Here is a 16,134-nt window from a genome sequence, read left to right as displayed (position 1 = left end):
GCGGCTACTGTAACCTGAAGCGGCCGTGGGCGAAACCGCAGGAGAATATATTCGCCGGTCGACTGACTACACTTGGTACAGGGTTTGCAACTTCAGGTAAACATTCAGGCAGAACAGGGGACGCTATGTATCAGGTAACGCTTAGCCGGCGCAGCTATCGTTTCAGCGATTTACGTCAGTTGATGGCCAAGGCATCACCGGCCCGTTCCGGCGACTATCTGGCGGAAGTGGCGGCGGATAGCGCAGAGGAACGTATGGCGGCACGCATTGCGCTGGCGGAGGTACCGCTGAAAACGTTTCTCCAGCAGTTACTGGTGCCCTATGAACAAGACGAGGTCACTCGGCTGATTATCGACAGCCACGATGCATTGGCCTTTGCGCCAATTTCGCACCTGACGGTGGGGGATTTTCGTGACTGGCTGCTGAGTGAACAGGCGGACAGTGCGATGTTGGCGCAGGTAGCCCCCGGCATTACGCCGGAAATGGCGGCGGCAGTGAGTAAGTTGATGCGCAATCAGGATCTGATCCTGGTGGCCAAAAAATGTCGGGTGATTACGCGTTTTCGTAACACTATTGGCCTGCCGGGCCACCTGAGCGTGCGGCTGCAACCGAACCATCCCACCGACAGCTTACAGGGCATTGCGGCCAGCATGCTCGATGGCCTGCTGTACGGCAGCGGTGACGCGGTGGTGGGCATCAACCCGGCCAGCGACAGCCTGCCGCTGCTGGAAAAACTCAATCACATGCTGGACGACGTGATCCAGCGTTTTGCCATACCGACCCAATCCTGCGTGCTGACGCACGTCACCAATACGTTACGCCTGATCGAACGCGGCGCACCGGTGGATTTGGTGTTCCAGTCGATAGCCGGAACCGAGGCGGCCAATAGCGGTTTCGGCATTAATCTGGCGCTGTTGGCGGAGGCTCAGCAGGCGGCGCTGAGCCTCAATCGCGGTACTCTGGGCAATAACGTCATGTACTTTGAAACCGGGCAGGGCAGCTGCCTATCGTCCAATGCGCACCATGGCGTCGATCAGCAAACCTGCGAAGCACGTGCTTACGCGGTGGCGCGACATTTCTCCCCGTTGCTGATCAACACCGTGGTCGGGTTTATCGGCCCTGAGTATTTGTATGACGGCAAGCAGATTATCCGTGCCGGGTTGGAGGATCACTTCTGCGGCAAGCTGCTCGGCCTGCCGCTGGGTTGTGACGTGTGTTACACCAATCACGCGGAGGCGGATCAGGACGACATGGACACCTTGTTGACGCTGTTGGCTACCGCCGGACTGACCTTCCTGATTGGCGTGCCGGGAGCGGACGACATCATGCTCAATTACCAAAGCACTTCATTCCATGATGCACTGTACATCCGCGAACTGCTGGGCTTGAAGCACGCGCCGGAGTTCGCCGACTGGCTGACGAAAATGCAGATCACCGACGATCTGGGCCGGCTGCGCGACACCGCGGCCAATCACCCGTTGTTGCTGGCGTTACAGGGAGAGCAACCATGAGCAAGCCGGTTCACGTTAACCGTTGGGATGCACTGCGCGCCTTTACCGATGCGCGCATTGCGCTGGGGCGAACGGGATCCAGTTTACCGACCCAGGAGTTGCTTAAATTTGGTCTGGCGCATGCGCAGGCGCGTGATGCGGTGCACCAGCCGTTCGACAGCGATACGTTGGGCGGGGCGTTGCAGGATCAGGGCTGGGCAACCTTGACGGTGCACAGCCAGGCAGCCGACCGTACCGCTTATCTCAGCCGACCGGATCTGGGACGTCGGTTGGCCGCGGACAGCCGTAGTCTACTGTTGGGCTTGCCTGACAAGCCGGTGGATTTATTGCTGGTGGTGGCAGACGGTTTGTCCTCCAAGGCGGTACATCGGCAGGCACTGCCGTTGTTGCAGGCACTGCGGCCTTATCTCGAATTATTGGGGCTTTCAGTCGCACCGGTGGTGTTGGCGCATCAGTCGCGGGTGGCGTTGGGGGATGATATTGGCGAATGTTTAGGGGCCAGAGCTGTGGCGATGTTGATTGGTGAGCGACCGGGCCTGTCATCCCCGGACAGCCTGGGGATCTACCTCACCTGGGGGCCGAACACCCAGCGGCGTGAGTCGGAACGCAATTGCATCTCCAACGTCCGTCCTGAGGGGCTGAATTACCCGCAGGCGGCGTTCAAACTGGCGTGGCTGCTGGAACAGGCTTTCCAGCGTCGCCTGACCGGAATAGACCTGAAAGACGAAAGCGACAACCCGGCGTTGTATGGCCGGGTATCACCGCTTCACTCCCAGCTCGGGGGCTGACCGATACTTTGCTTGAGCAACGTGATGAACAGGTTAAGCCGGGCCGACACCTTTGCCACCGGGCGCAGCAGATAAATCCCCTGTTGTTCCTGACGCGGATCCTCGAGCACCGGCAGCAAGCGACCGGCCTGTATATCCGGCCCAACCACCCAGTTGGGTAAAAAGGTGATCCCCAACCCCAACAGCGCCGCCTCGCGTTGAGCGGTAAAGTCGTCACAGCGCAATACCAGGCTGCAGCGGTCCATCAAGGGGGCGCTGAGAATTTGCGCCCAGCAGGCCGGCTGTTGCTTGTGGTAGCGGGCAATCAGCCGATGCTCCGGCAACGCGTTCAGATCGGCAGGCCTGCCATAACGGGCGAGATAAGCCGGGCTGGCGCACATCACCCAGCGCTGGGTGGCTATCCGGCTGGCGTACAACCCACTGTCTTTCTGCTCGCCGATGCGAATGGCGGCATCCAGCAATTCCTGCGTCGGATCGGTCTGGCGCTCCGTCAAATCCAGTTCAACAAACAGCTGCGGATAACGTTCAGCAAGCAGAGGCAGCAGCGGCAGGATATAGGTTTTGCCGAAGGTCGGCAGACAACTGATACGTAGCGTGCCTTGCGGCCTGTCGCTAAGTGAAGCCAGCTCGGCGCGGATATCACTGATGTCCGACAGCAGCGTTGCCGCGCGCGCCTGCAGCATTTCCCCGGCGTCCGTCAGCATCAGGCCACGGGTTGAACGGATAAACAGCGTAGCGTCCAGGGCACTTTCCAGCGCATCGACGTGGCGCACCAGTGAAGAAGGCACCATTCCCAGTTTGCGGGCGGCGGCGGAGAAGCTGCCCAACAGGGCCACCTCGAGAAATATCGGCAGATGTTCAACATAACGGGCATCATTCATTTTTGCATTATATGCAAAAGCGTTTCTTATGAATACCAGGTTCTCCGTCTGGCGCATTACGGCTACTCTTTTTGGGTGTTCACGGCGAGTAACAAGGTGCCGTGATCTCACCGCGCAGAGCAATAATGCATAAAGCACGCGGTTTTTAGAACGTTAGATAACTTGTTTTCCCCAGGCCTTGCTGTGTGCCTGCGGTATTGATCGCTGCTTCAACACCAGATTAACCGTTCAATTTGGCGTCCTGTTTAACAATAATGGTTAGTGAAACTAAACCGTTGTTGACATTGGGCGCCGCCGGCCTGCCGTGCCGGTTTTTTTGTCGCCGATGGCTGAATCGTTCCAACAGAACGGGTTGCCGGCGACATCTTTGCTCACTCTCTGGTGAGCATTTTGAACGCACGGGGCATTTCACTCCGTGCTGGTGGAGGAGTAGGTTATGAACGAAGATCACGGGTGTGCCTGTGCGCAGCATTTGGCGCAGGGCTTTGCCAGGCAGTCGCTGAGCGTTGGGGAGGGCGAGATCTACCAAATCTCGCTGATGAGCGCGTTAATCAGCGGTGTTTACGAAGGGGAGGTCACCATTGCCGAGTTGCTCAGGCACGGCAATTTTGGCCTGGGGACTTTCAACCACCTGGACGGTGAACTGATCGCCTTCGACAAGGAAATACACCAGTTGCGTGCCGACGGTAGCGCGCGACCGGCCAGTCTGCAGCAGAAAACCCCATTTGCCGTCGTCACCTTTTTCCAACCCAGCGTCACCCAACATTTCGATCGTCCGATCACCAAGGCGCAGCTGCACCAATGCATTGATGAACAGGTGGCTTCGCCGAATCTGTTCTGTGCAGTGCGCGTCGACGGCGAGTTCAGCCACGTGGAAACCCGGACTGTGCCCCGTCAGGAACGCCCCTATCGCCCAATGCTGGAGGCGATTGAAGAACAGCCCACCTTTGCCTTTCATCATTGCCAGGGCACGCTGGTCGGTTTTCGCTCGCCTGACTATATGCAGGGCGTTGGCGTGGCCGGCTATCACGAGCATTTTGTCACCGAAGACCGCAACGGCGGTGGGCATGTGCTGGATTACCAGCTCGACCATGGCCGTCTGCAATTTGGTGTGATCACCCGTCTCAATCTTCAGTTGCCGCATGACGCGGATTTTCTGCGCGCCGACCTCTGTCCAGAGGATTTGGATCGCGCAATTCGTTCTGCCGAGGGTTAATTCCGCGACAGTCTTGGGTTAGTTTTCAGGAGGTATTCCATGAACAAGGCAAAAACAGACAATAACTGGGCATGTGGCGCAGATTTAGTGGTGAAAAATCTGGAGGCGCAGGGGGTTAAGCACGTATTCGGCATCCCGGGGGCCAAGATTGACCGGGTATTTGATTCTCTGGAGGATGCGCCGTCGATAGAAACGGTGGTGGTGCGTCACGAAGCCAACGCGGCATTTATGGCGGCGGCGGTCGGGCGCCTGACCGGCAAGGCCGGGGTGGCGCTGGTGACCTCCGGGCCGGGCAGTTCTAACCTGATCACCGGGCTGGCGACGGCGACCTCGGAAGGGGATGCGGTAGTGGCTTTTGGCGGTGCGGTGAAACGTGCCGATAACCTGAAACAGACTCACCAGAGCATGGACACCGTCAGCATGTTCCGGCCAGTGACCAAATACTGTGCCGAGGTGCATGCCGGTTCGGCGATTTCAGAAGTGATCGCCAACGCCTTCCGCCACGCCGAGTTCGGCCGTCCGGGGGCCTCTTTTATCAGTCTGCCAATGGATATCGTCAATGAGCCGGTCAGTGCGCCGGTGCTGGCGGGATGCCGGTTGCCACGCATGGGGGCGGCGGCGGCCGAGGATATTCGCGCCGCGGTCAAATTGATCCAGCAGGCAAAATGCCCGGTATTGCTGTTGGGTTTGCAGGCCAGCCGTCCGGAAAACAGCGAGTCGGTACGCCAGTTGCTGCATCGCACCCATATGCCGGTGGTGGGCACTTATCAGGCGGCGGGGGTGATTGACGTTAACCACTTTGCGCGCTTTGCCGGGCGCGTTGGCTTGTTCAATAACCAACCCGCCGACCAGCTATTGCAAAAGGCCGATCTGGTGGTCAGCGTCGGTTATGGCCCAATTGAATACGATCCCTGCATGTGGAATAGCCAGGGCAGGTTGAAACTGGTGCATATCGACGTACTGCCGGCGGATATCGACACCTGCTATCGCCCGGACATTGAGCTGGTGGGCAATATTAGCGCCACTCTCGACATGATGACCGAAGCCTTTAGCGGAGCGGTGAGCGTGCCGACGGAGGTGGAATTGATCCTCAGCGATCTGGGCCGTCAGCGCCATGAACTGGCGGAACGGGCTGCCCGGCGCGGCGGCATGCCGATCCACCCGTTGCGCATCGTGAAAGAGCTGCAGGATATCGTCAGCGACGACGTGACGCTGTGCGTGGACATGGGCAGTTTCCACATCTGGATTGCACGTTATCTTTACAGTTTCCGCGCGCGCCAGTTACTGATTTCCAACGGCCAACAGACCATGGGGGTGGCGTTGCCGTGGGCGATCGGTGCGGCGCTGGTGCGCCCGGGGGACAAAGTGGTCTCTATCTCCGGCGACGGCGGTTTTATGCAGTCGAGCATGGAGCTGGAAACCGCAGTACGCCTGAAAAATAACATCGTGCACGTCATTTGGGTGGATAACGCCTACAACATGGTGGAAATGCAGGAGGTGAACAAATACCGGCGCAAATCCGGGGTGGAATTCGGCCCGATTGATTTTAAAGCCTATGCTGAAGCCTGCGGCGCGGTCGGGTTTGCCGTGCAGTCGGTAGAAGACTTGCGACCGATGCTGCGTAAGGCAATGGAAATTCAGGGGCCGGTGGTGGTGGCTATTCCGGTGGATTACGCCGACAACTACAAACTGATGGCGCAGATGAACTTCAGCCAGATGATTTAATTTCAGCAAGTCGCTAAACCACGGGGAATGCCGCATGAGGCACTCCCCGTTTTTGATGCTCAGAATTTGTGCTTTACATCCCTAACTGCATGATTTATTGGTATCCCTCGAGTCTGTTTTCTACTCTGGGGATGGCACAATGAATAAAAAAGCAATAACAATGACGTTGGGACTATTGGCTCTAACGGTGATGGGCGGCGCTCGCGCCAGCACGCTGGTTTATTGTTCCGAAAGCTCGCCGGAAGGGTTTAATCCGCAGTTGTTTACCTCCGGCCCGACGGTAGATGCCAGTTCGGCGACGATTTACAACCGGCTGGTGGACTTTAAAGTCGGTACCGTCGAGCTTCAACCCAGCCTGGCGGAAAGCTGGCAGGTGAGCGAAGACGGCAAGCAATACACTTTTCATCTGCGCAAAGGGGTGAAATTCCAGAGCAATAAATACTTTACCCCCACCCGCGACTTCAACGCCGACGACGTTATCTTCTCCTTTATGCGGCAAAAAGACGCCAACAACCCCTATCACAAGGTCTCCAACGGCGCTTACACCAACTTTGAGTCGATGGAGTTTGGCACGCTGATCAACAACATTGTCAAAGTGGATGACAACACCGTGCGTTTTGAGCTTTCGCGTGCCGAAGCGCCGTTTGTGGCCGATCTCGGCATGTATTTCGCCACCATTCTCTCGGCCGAATATGCCGATGCGATGCTGAAGGCCGGCACGCCACAGCGGGTGGATAACGATCCTGTCGGCACCGGGCCATTCCAACTGGTGCAGTACCAGAAGGATGCGAAGATCCTCTACAAGGCGTTCGACCAGTATTGGGAGGGCAAACCGAAGATAGACCGGCTGGTGTTCTCGATCACCCCGGATGCGGCGGTCCGCTTTGCCAAACTGCAAAAGAATGAATGTCAGGTGATGCCGTTCCCCAACCCGGCGGATCTCAAGCGCATGCGCGAGGACAAAAATATCCAGGTGATGGAGAAATCCGGGCTGAACATCGGGTTCCTGGCGTTCAATACCCAGAAAAAACCGCTGGATAACCTCAAGGTGCGGCAGGCGCTGGCGCTGGCGGTGAACAAGCCGGCTATCCTCGAGGCGGTATTCCACGGCGCAGGCCAGCCGGCGAAGAACCTGCTGCCGCCAACCCAGTGGGGCAGCAATGACCAGATTGAGGACTATCCGTACTCCCCGGAAAAAGCCAAACGGTTGTTGCAAGAGGCCGGGCTGGGGCAGGGGTTCGCCATCGATCTGTGGGCGATGCCGGTACAGCGGCCGTACAATCCGAACGCCAAACGCATGGCGGAGATGATCCAGGCCGACTGGGCGAAAATCGGCGTGAAGGCCAAGATTGTTACCTTTGAGTGGGGCGAATATTTGCAGCGGATAAAAAACGGGGAGCATCAGGCCGCGTTGATGGGCTGGACCACCGCCAACGGCGATCCGGATAACTTCTTCGGCCCGCTGTTTACCTGCGTTTCGGCCAACGGCGGTTCAAACTCGGCCAAATGGTGCTATCCGCCGTTCGATAAGCTGATCCAGCAGGCGCGTGAAGAGAACGATCACGCCAAACGGGTGGTGATGTATCAGCAGGCGCAGGTGATGATGCATGACCAAATGCCGGCGATGATGATTGCTCACTCAACCATTTTTGAGCCGGTACGCAAGGAAGTGAAAGGCTACGAGATTGACCCGTTCGGCAAGCACATCTTCAAACAGGTTTCGCTGGAGAAATAAATAAACGGGGGCTGCATGGCAGCCCCCGTTTCATTACCGGTTTATCCCACGATTAGAAATGGGTATTCACGCTCATATAGTAAGTCCGGCCCGGTTCGTTGTAGGTGGCTGCGCCTGCACCGGCGATATTAATCGCGCCGGTGGTCGGGTCACCTACGTTCTGCGAGTTACCTTCACGGAACTGGCGTTTGTCGAACAGGTTGTCGATACCGGCCGTCAGGCTGACGTTCTTGGTCACATCATAGGTGGCGCTGGCGCCCACGACGGCGTAAGGGCTGACTTCCTTGGTTTCGGTTCCGCTAACCGGTTTGCCCTGATAGTTGTACTTCTTCGGCTTCTGACGGCCGTACCAGGTCAGGGTCGACTGCATCGACAGCTCTTCGGTGGCCTGCCAGCTCAGGGTCGAGTTGATGGTGAATTCAGGAATAATCGACAGGTAGTCACCGGTAGTCTTATTCTTGTTTTCAATCATATAGGTGGCATTGTTGGTCCAGGAAACGGTCTCGCTGACCGGCACGTTCAACGTGCCTTCCAATCCCTGTACTACCGCTTTAGGTACGTTTTCCCATTGGTAGATAGCGGTACCGGTGCTGCTGGTGCCGATTCGGGAGTTACCCGCTTCGATTTTGTTGTGGTAGTCGTTGCGGAAATAAGTCACGCCGGCCAGCCAGCCGTCGTTATGGAACTCCAGACCCACTTCTTTGTTGACGCTGGTTTCCGCCTTCAGATCGTCGTTACCCAACAGGTAACAGCCATTTTTGACATCGCTGGACGAGCAACCCTGGCCTTTGCTGTAGAGCAAATAGTTTGGGTTGGTCTGGTACAGGTTCGGTGCCTTGTAGGCGCGGGCGATGCCCATCTTCAGGGTGAAGAAGTCACCCAATTCCTGCGACAGATTCAGCGACGGGCTCCAGTTGTTGCCGGCCTCGGAGTGCAGGTCGTAACGCAGGCCTGGCGTCAGCATGGTGCTGTCGGTCAGCTCCATATTGTCTTCAGCAAACAGCGAGAAGATATGCGCGGAGGCATAAGGGCTGCGGGTACCGTTTGCCTGACCAGGAATGGTGCCGCCCATCAGGGTTTGGCTGGTGGAGGAACCGTCTTTCATCTTCTGCTGGTTCCATTCGGTGCCCAGCGTCGCGGTTTGTGTCACGCCCAGTTCAAAGGGAACGCTGATTTCGCTGTGTGCCAGGAAATCGTCCAGTTTGGTGGTGCCAAACCCTTCGTTTTTGGTATCGAAGATGCCTTCGGTACCGCCGGCCAGGCCTTCGTTCAGACGGGTATTACGGGTGCGTTCGAACTGAATATAGTTGTTGGTACTAACGCCACTATCCCAGGCGCCCCGGTGGTTAAGACCGAAGGTTTCGCGGTAAATACGGTTGGTTTCTTTACCGTAGTTGCTTTGCACCAGCGGGTTGGAGTTGGTGTTTTGAGTATCCCCGGCATACAGGTTGCCCTGACGACCGTAGGCATACTCAAACTCCAGTGACTGCAGGTGAGCAAAATCCCAATGCAGCATGGCATCGATGTTTTTGTCTTCCACGCCCTCACGCCCGGAGGGGGTGCTGTTGGCGTAAATGCCTACGCGCTCGGATTTATGCGCTTCGTTGATATCCCAGGCGTCGGCCTGAGTTTTGCTGTAGCCACCGAACAGGCGGAAGCTCAACTCGTCGGTCAACGGGCCGGACAGGCTAAAGTCGGTGCGCTTGGTAGAGCCTTCCTGCTTGTGCTGCGGCACGTCGAAGTAGGCATTCAGCGAGCCGTGCAGCTCTTTGGTGTTCTTTTTGGTGATGATATTGACTACGCCGCCGGCGGCGCCATTGCCGTAGCGTGCCGCCGCCGGGCCGCGCAGCACTTCGATGCGTTCAATCATCTCCGGTGGCACCCAGGCGGTATCGCCGCGGGTATCACGTTCGCCACGCCAACCCTGACGTACAGAGTTGCGGCTGGTGGCGGGTTTGCCGTCGATCAGGATCAGGGTATTTTCCGGGCCCATGCCGCGAATATCGATCTGGCGGTTGTTGCCGCGCTGGCCGCTGGTGGAGTTACCGGTCAGGTTAACGCCCGGCATGGTGCGGATCAGTTCGCTAATATCGCGTGCCGGTGGGCGTTTTTTGATTTCGTCGGCGGTAATGGTCGAAACCCCGGGCGCCTGCAGGTTCTGCTTGGCGGCGGTGACAACAATGGTGTCCTCGGCGGCTTCTTTTTTATTTTTGGCGACGGAGTCTGTTTCTGCGGTGGTTTCTGTTTGCTGTGCGGCGTGCGCAAAGGCGGACGCGCCTAATCCTAACCCGATGAGTGTGGCTAAGGAATAACGAGATAATTTGCGGTTCATGTGAGAGTTCCTACCTTGCTGCCTTTCCCGGAGCACCGAAAGCAGGCCTCCGGCAGTAGAGAAGGGCGGTTGTAGTTTTTGTGTTTTCGGAAATAAAAATCCAACCGGTCGGATGCGACATCACCGACATTGGATCCAGCGCTATACCCTGCAACTTGAAAGATGACGAGTATAAAATTCGGTATCCATCCCTGTTGAACATACCTGCCCGGTTTGCGAGCCTACACACACTATTGCAAACGCAAATAATTATCAATAGTATTCGGTTTACCGTTTTCTTGGGCAGCGCCTCGCGCCGCGAATTTACCGGCTTTCCTGAAGCTGCCAGCTAAATAGTGAATAGGCGTTTTGAAAACAAAATCCGAGTCAGAAAGCAGCAGATTATTATCGAGCAAGCACGCAGGGCGCCATGGATGGTGGCTGACTATCGCCAAACGCGGCACGCCGCTGGTGGAACTGCAGGGGGATGGGCGAGGGAAGGTCACATTTTTATGGCGCGATCCGCAGGGATGTGAACTCACTTCAGCCTATCAACGCGTCTGGATCCACATCAATTGCCTGACCGACCACCACCAGTCGTCGCCGCCGCAGAGCCTGCAACGGCTGGAAGGGACCGACGTCTGGTACTGGCAAACCGAACTGAGCGCCGACTGGCGTGGCAGCTACTGCTTTATCCCCTGTATGGACGACCGACCGCTGGAACACAGTGGCGACGATGCACACGCCAATATGCATTCGATCCGTCACTGGTGGCATCAGGTGTTTGCCGGTGCCACTCAGGATCTGCTGAATCCTCATCGTTCATGGACCGGTGTTGGCGGCAACGTGCTGTCCGGGCTGCATATGCCGGAAGCCCCAGCGCAAGCGGCCTGGCAGGATTTTGATCGCTACGCCGTGGCCAGTGGACGTTGTACGCCAGCGCCACCGGCCAGACTACAGCGTCACAGTTGGCACAGTGAGCGGTTGGGTAATACCCGCGACGTCTGGGTTTACACCACCGGCGACAGCAACCCGGCGCAGCGACCGCTGGCGGTATTGCTGGACGGCCAGTTCTGGTCGAGCAACATGCCGGTCTGGGATCCGCTGATGCAGTTGACCCGTGAAGGCCAATTGCCGGAAGCGGTTTATCTGCTGATCGACATTATCAGTCTCAAACACCGCAGCCAGGAGCTGGCCTGCAATGAAGATTTCTGGCTGGCGGTGCAAGAAGAACTGCTGCCGCAGGTGGCCGAATGGGCACCTCACAGCCGTGACCCTGCCACGACGTTGGTATGCGGCCAGAGTTTTGGCGGCCTGTCGTCGCTGTATGCCGGGTTGAACTGGCCACAGTGCTTCGGTGGAGTGATCAGCCAGTCCGGTTCATTCTGGTGGCCGCGCCGTGATATGTATCAGCGTGAAGCAATACCGGCCGATGCCGGCTGGCTGCTGCATCAGGTAGAGCAGGGAGTCGGTCAGGGTAAATTGAAGGTATTTATGGAAGCCGGCGTGCACGAAAAAGTGGCGCACCGGGTGAATGACCGAATGGCAGAGTTGCTGCGTGACGCCGGGCATCGGGTGCAATACCGGACGGTGGCGGGCGGCCATGACTACCTGTGCTGGCGCGGCGGCCTGATCGACGGGCTGCAAGCGCTGTGGTCGGATAGCCTTCCTGCCTCTGCGGCCAAACTCACCTTCACCGTCCAGGGAGTCCGTGATGGAAACTCAGAACCCGTTCGATGACGAACAACAAATTTGCCTGATTGTGTGCAATGACCAACTGCAGTACAGCCTGTGGCCCGAATTTAGCGCAGTACCGGCGGGGTGGACGCCGGTATTCGGTCCGGCGGCGCGGCCGCTGTGCGTGCTGTGGCTGGAACAACATTGGCAGGATATGCGGCCCGCATCACTGCGCAAGGCGTGATGGCAATAATACCGAGAACAGGAGTCAGTCCCTTGTCAGACAGCACTTTATTATCGACCGAACAGCCACTCGCCACTGAGTTGCCGTTGGTCGCCGCGCAACCCGGGATCTGGGTTGCCGATCAAATTTCACCGCACGCCAACGCCTATGCGGTTTCCCACTATATCGAGCTCTGCGGGGCGCTGGACCAGGATTGCCTGCTGCAGGCGATCGCGCAGGGGCTGTCCGAAGTGGATACCCTGCAGTTCCGTTTTGAAGAGCGTGACGGGGTGCCGATGCAGTGGCATGACCCGCAACTGGCGATCCTGCCGGTTGAGCTGATTGATCTGCGAGACTCCCCTGATGCAGCAGCGGCAGCGCGTGCCTTGATGCAGCTGGATATGTCCGGTGATTTACGCATCGGCAGCGGCAATGCACTGTATCGCCATATGTTGATCCGCCTGTCGGATCAGCGTTGGTTCTGGTATCAGCGCTATCACCATATTCTGGTGGATGGCTTCAGTTTCACCGCCATTGCCCGCAGAATTTCCCATATTTACACCCGGATGTCGCGCAATGAGCAGCCGGACCCGACGCCGTTTAGTGCCTTCAGTGAAGTGGTTGAAGAATATCAACGCTACGCACAATCGGCGACTTGCCAGCGTGACGCGGCCTTTTGGCTGAACAAGGCAAAGCAGTTGCCTGCGCCAGCCACACTCTGTCCGCAGCCACTGGCCGGCCAGACGCCGACCACCCGCATTCATCGGTTATCACAGCTGTGCGACCGCCAGGACTTCAGCCAACTGGTGAACGCCGGTCAGCAGCAGTTCAGCGTGGCAGATATGGCGTTGGCGCTGGTGGCGCTGTGGGTGTCTCGCCTGAGCGGTCACGCCAGCTTCAGCGCCGGCTTTATCTTTATGCGCCGTACCGGCTCGGCCGCGTTATGCGCCAACGGCCCGGTGATTAACGTGCTGCCGATCGAAATGCACCTCGATCCTCAGGCGACGCTGAGCGAGGTTGCCGGCAATATCGGCCGTGAGCTGAAAAGCGTCCGTCGCCATCAGCGTTACGAGGCGGAGCAGGTGCAGCGTGATCTGGGGCGGATCGGTGATGCCCAGCCGCTGTATGGCACCGTTTTCAACTTTAAGATGTTCGATTTCCAGTTGGACTTTGGCGATATCGAAGGCATTACCCATGAGCTGGCCTCCGGGCCGGTGCGTGACCTGGAGATTGCGCTGTATCTTGATGAGGCCGGTACGCTGAAGGTCGATCTGCTGGCCAATGCCGAGCGTTATCAGCGGGATGAGTTGGCGGCCCATCTGCAACGCCTGCCGTTGTTGTTACGTCAGTTCGCCGCTCAGCCGCAAATGCCTATCGGGGACGCCGACTTGCTCACCGGGCAGGATCACCAATTATTGGCTCGGGTCAACGACACTGCTTATCCTGTGGCGCCGCAAACCCTCAGCGGCTTGCTGGCGCAGCAGGCGCAGAAAACCCCGGATGCACCGGCGCTGGCCGATGCGCAGTATCAATTTAACTACCGCGAGACCCGCGAACAGGTCAGCGCGTTGGCGCGCCAACTGGTCGCTCAGGGCGTGCAACCCGGCGATATCGTTGCCGTCGCCTTGCCGCGCTCGGTGTTTCTGTCGCTGGCGTTAATGGCCATTGTCGAGGCGGGGGCGGCTTATTTACCGTTGGACACCGGTTACCCGGACGAACGCCTCAGCATGATGCTGGAGGACGCTACGCCGCGTCTGATTATCACCGAAGCCAGCCAGCAGGCACGTTTTGTCGGCAAGGGTGACATTTTTCTGTATGACGCGCCGCTGGCGGCAGACAGCGCGACGGACGTGGTGCTCAGCGGACCCACGCCGCACCATCCGGCCTACATTATCTTTACCTCAGGTTCGACCGGGCGACCGAAAGGCGTGCTGGTGGGGCACCAGGCAATCGTCAACCGTCTGCTGTGGATGCAGCATCAGTATCCAATGGCGGCGGGCGATGTGGTGTTGCAGAAAACCCCCTGCAGTTTTGACGTCTCGGTATGGGAGTTTTTCTGGCCGTTGATGGTCGGCGCCCAGTTGGTGATGGCACCGCCGGAGGCGCATCGCGATCCGGAACAGCTGCTGCAACTGATTGATCAACACCGCGTCACCACGATGCACTTTGTGCCTTCGATGCTGGCGGCCTTTGTCGGTGCGCTGGACAATCGGCAGGCGGTGGCGTGCTGCGCGCCATTACAACAGGTGTTCTGCAGCGGCGAAGCGCTACCGGCCGAGCTGTGCCGTCTGTGGCAGAGCCGCACCGGGGTGCGACTGCACAACCTTTATGGCCCGACCGAAGCGGCGGTGGACGTCAGCTGGCACCCTGCCTGGGGTGAGGCGTTGGCCGCCGTCACCGGTGCCAACGTGCCTATCGGTCTGCCGGTATGGAATACCGGATTGCGTATTCTTGACGCGCGCTTACGGCCGGTGCCGCCGGGTGTCGCCGGGGATTTGTATCTCACCGGTGTACAGCTCGCACACGGTTATCTGGGGCGACCTGAACTGACCGCCAGCCGCTTTGTGGCTGACCCGGCGGGCGACGGTGGGCGGATGTATCGCACGGGTGACGTCGCGCGCTGGTTACCGGGCGGCGAAGTGGAGTATCTCGGTCGCAGCGACGATCAGCTAAAAATTCGTGGACAACGCATCGAACTGAGTGAAATCGATCATGCGTTGTTGTCATTGCCGGGCATCAAGCAGGCGGTGACTCATGCGCTGGTGTTGGACAATACGCCGACAGATCCGGCCGGTGGTGATGCCCGCCAACTGGTGGGGTATCTGGTAGCGCAGCCGGGTGTACGCCTAGATCTGGAGGTGCTGCGTGCCGCGCTGGCCGATCGCCTGCCGCCACATATGGTGCCGGTGGCGTTAGTCGAAATGGACGCCTTGCCGCTGAGTGCCAATGGCAAGCTGGATCGCAAAGCGTTGCCGCAACCGCAAAGCGGGGTCAGGGCCGCAGGACGCGAGCCTGAAGCAGGACTGGAAACGGCGATCGCGGCGGTATTCGCCCGTTTGCTACAGCGTGAAACGGTGTTTGCCGATGATGATTTCTTTGCCCTTGGGGGTCACTCGCTGCTGGCGATGCGCCTGGCGGCGGAGCTGCGCCGTGAACTGGGTAAAGCGGTTTCGGTCGGGCAGGTGATGGTGGCTTCCCGTGTGGAGCAGCTGGCGCAACTGCTGGCGGAAGATCGCACGCAGGAAGAGGCCGATCAGACTGGTTTCGACAGCGTATTGCCGCTGCGCACTACCGAAGGCCCTACGCTGTTTTGCCTGCATCCGGCTTCCGGATTCTCATGGCAGTTCAGCGTGCTGCCGCGCTATATCGACCAGCATTGGTCGCTGGTGGGTATTCAGTCACCGCGCCCCGACGGCCCGCTGGCGCTGAGTGAGAATATGGATCAGGTATGCGACGCGCATCTGGAGCAGGTATTGCAGGTACAGCCGCAGGGCCCGTATCACTTTATCGGTTATTCACTGGGCGGCACCCTGGCGCAGGGTATCGCCGCCAGATTGCAGGCGCGGGGGGAAGAAGTGGCCTTCCTGGGGCTGCTGGATACCTATCCGCCGGAAACCCAGAACTGGGACGTGATGCTCGACGACAACGTGCTTAAAGAAGTCCAGCGCGAGCGCGAGCAGTTCCTGGCCGTTTCCGAAGATGCGCTTGATCCTGCATTGGGCGAAACCCGGGTGGCGATGTTCGATAATATCGAAGCCAACTATGCCGACTCAGTGCGCCTGCTTTCAGCCACCCATACGGCGAACTTCAAAGGGCAGGCGACGCTGTTTGTCGCGCGTCAGACGTTGCAGGAGGGAATGGACGTGCAGCAAACCTGGTCGCAATACGTCGATGCCTTACAGGTGCATGAGCTGGATTGTGCGCACGTAGATATCGTTTCACCAACGTCGTTCAAGGTGTTGGGACCGTTGCTGAACCGTATTCTAAGAGCGCTGTAATACCCGTGACGGGTAGGGAGCGAATAGATTCGCCCCGATTAACGCGGGCCCAGCATGCTGGGCCCTACA

10 protein-coding genes are annotated in these 16,134 nt (G+C 58.3%); 8 read left to right on the top strand and 2 right to left on the bottom strand.

The features are described from left to right. Positions 1-125 precede the first annotated feature (125 nt). Both ACSOSI_RS18430 and eutC read left to right on the top strand, forming a co-directional pair. On the top strand, positions 126-1,511 hold the full coding sequence (locus tag ACSOSI_RS18430) for an ethanolamine ammonia-lyase subunit EutB (protein ID WP_476705917.1): 1,386 nt from the start codon (positions 126-128) through the stop codon (positions 1,509-1,511). Further along, on the top strand, positions 1,508-2,299 hold the full coding sequence (gene eutC / locus ACSOSI_RS18425; protein WP_476705916.1) for an ethanolamine ammonia-lyase subunit EutC: 792 nt from the start codon (positions 1,508-1,510) through the stop codon (positions 2,297-2,299). Before ACSOSI_RS18430 ends, eutC begins: the two co-directional genes overlap by 4 nt. Here the strand turns inward: eutC and ACSOSI_RS18420 are convergent. Next, positions 2,278-3,237 carry a LysR family transcriptional regulator gene (locus ACSOSI_RS18420; protein WP_012146147.1) on the bottom strand — a complete coding sequence of 320 codons (960 nt, stop codon included), beginning with the start codon at positions 3,235-3,237 and terminating at the stop codon, positions 2,278-2,280. The two genes, eutC and ACSOSI_RS18420, sit on opposite strands and share 22 nt — an antisense overlap. A 379-nt stretch (positions 3,238-3,616) precedes the next feature. On the opposite strand from ACSOSI_RS18420, the gene budA reads away from it, so the two are divergent. The 3 genes from budA (at position 3,617) to ACSOSI_RS18405 (ending at position 7,856) form a co-directional block, all read left to right on the top strand. Next, complete coding sequence (gene budA / locus ACSOSI_RS18415; protein WP_012146146.1) at positions 3,617-4,396, top strand: acetolactate decarboxylase; 780 nt, start codon at positions 3,617-3,619, stop codon at positions 4,394-4,396. Positions 4,397-4,435: 39 nt separating this feature from the next. Beyond that, entirely contained in the window at positions 4,436-6,121 is a 1,686-nt protein-coding gene (gene alsS / locus ACSOSI_RS18410) for an acetolactate synthase AlsS (RefSeq protein ID WP_115184119.1), read from the top strand. A 139-nt stretch (positions 6,122-6,260) separates the two neighbouring features. Then, positions 6,261-7,856 (top strand): ABC transporter substrate-binding protein, encoded by a 1,596-nt coding sequence (locus tag ACSOSI_RS18405; protein WP_126501797.1) that lies wholly within the window; start codon positions 6,261-6,263, stop codon positions 7,854-7,856. A 52-nt stretch (positions 7,857-7,908) separates the two neighbouring features. On the opposite strand, the gene ACSOSI_RS18400 is transcribed toward ACSOSI_RS18405, so the two are convergent. Continuing rightward, the gene (locus tag ACSOSI_RS18400; protein ID WP_261097802.1) at positions 7,909-10,188 is read right to left on the bottom strand and encodes a TonB-dependent siderophore receptor; all 2,280 of its coding nucleotides are present in this window, start codon (positions 10,186-10,188) and stop codon (positions 7,909-7,911) included. Positions 10,189-10,536: 348 nt separating this feature from the next. On the opposite strand from ACSOSI_RS18400, the gene fes reads away from it, so the two are divergent. The 3 genes from fes to ACSOSI_RS18385 are packed head-to-tail and all read left to right on the top strand — an operon-like array spanning position 10,537 to position 16,065. Beyond that, positions 10,537-11,907, top strand: coding sequence for an enterochelin esterase (gene fes, locus ACSOSI_RS18395; protein ID WP_261277621.1), 1,371 nt, complete (start codon positions 10,537-10,539; stop codon positions 11,905-11,907). Further along, complete coding sequence (locus ACSOSI_RS18390; protein WP_017893570.1) at positions 11,882-12,088, top strand: MbtH family protein; 207 nt, start codon at positions 11,882-11,884, stop codon at positions 12,086-12,088. The genes fes and ACSOSI_RS18390 overlap by 26 nt, the downstream gene beginning before the upstream one ends. Before the next feature lie 32 nt (positions 12,089-12,120). Then, entirely contained in the window at positions 12,121-16,065 is a 3,945-nt protein-coding gene (locus ACSOSI_RS18385) for an amino acid adenylation domain-containing protein (RefSeq protein ID WP_476705915.1), read from the top strand. The last annotated feature ends 69 nt before the right edge of the window (positions 16,066-16,134 follow it).

Source organism: Serratia sp. AR11 (assembly GCF_056376275.1).
This window is presented reverse-complemented; position numbering and strand designations above follow the sequence as displayed.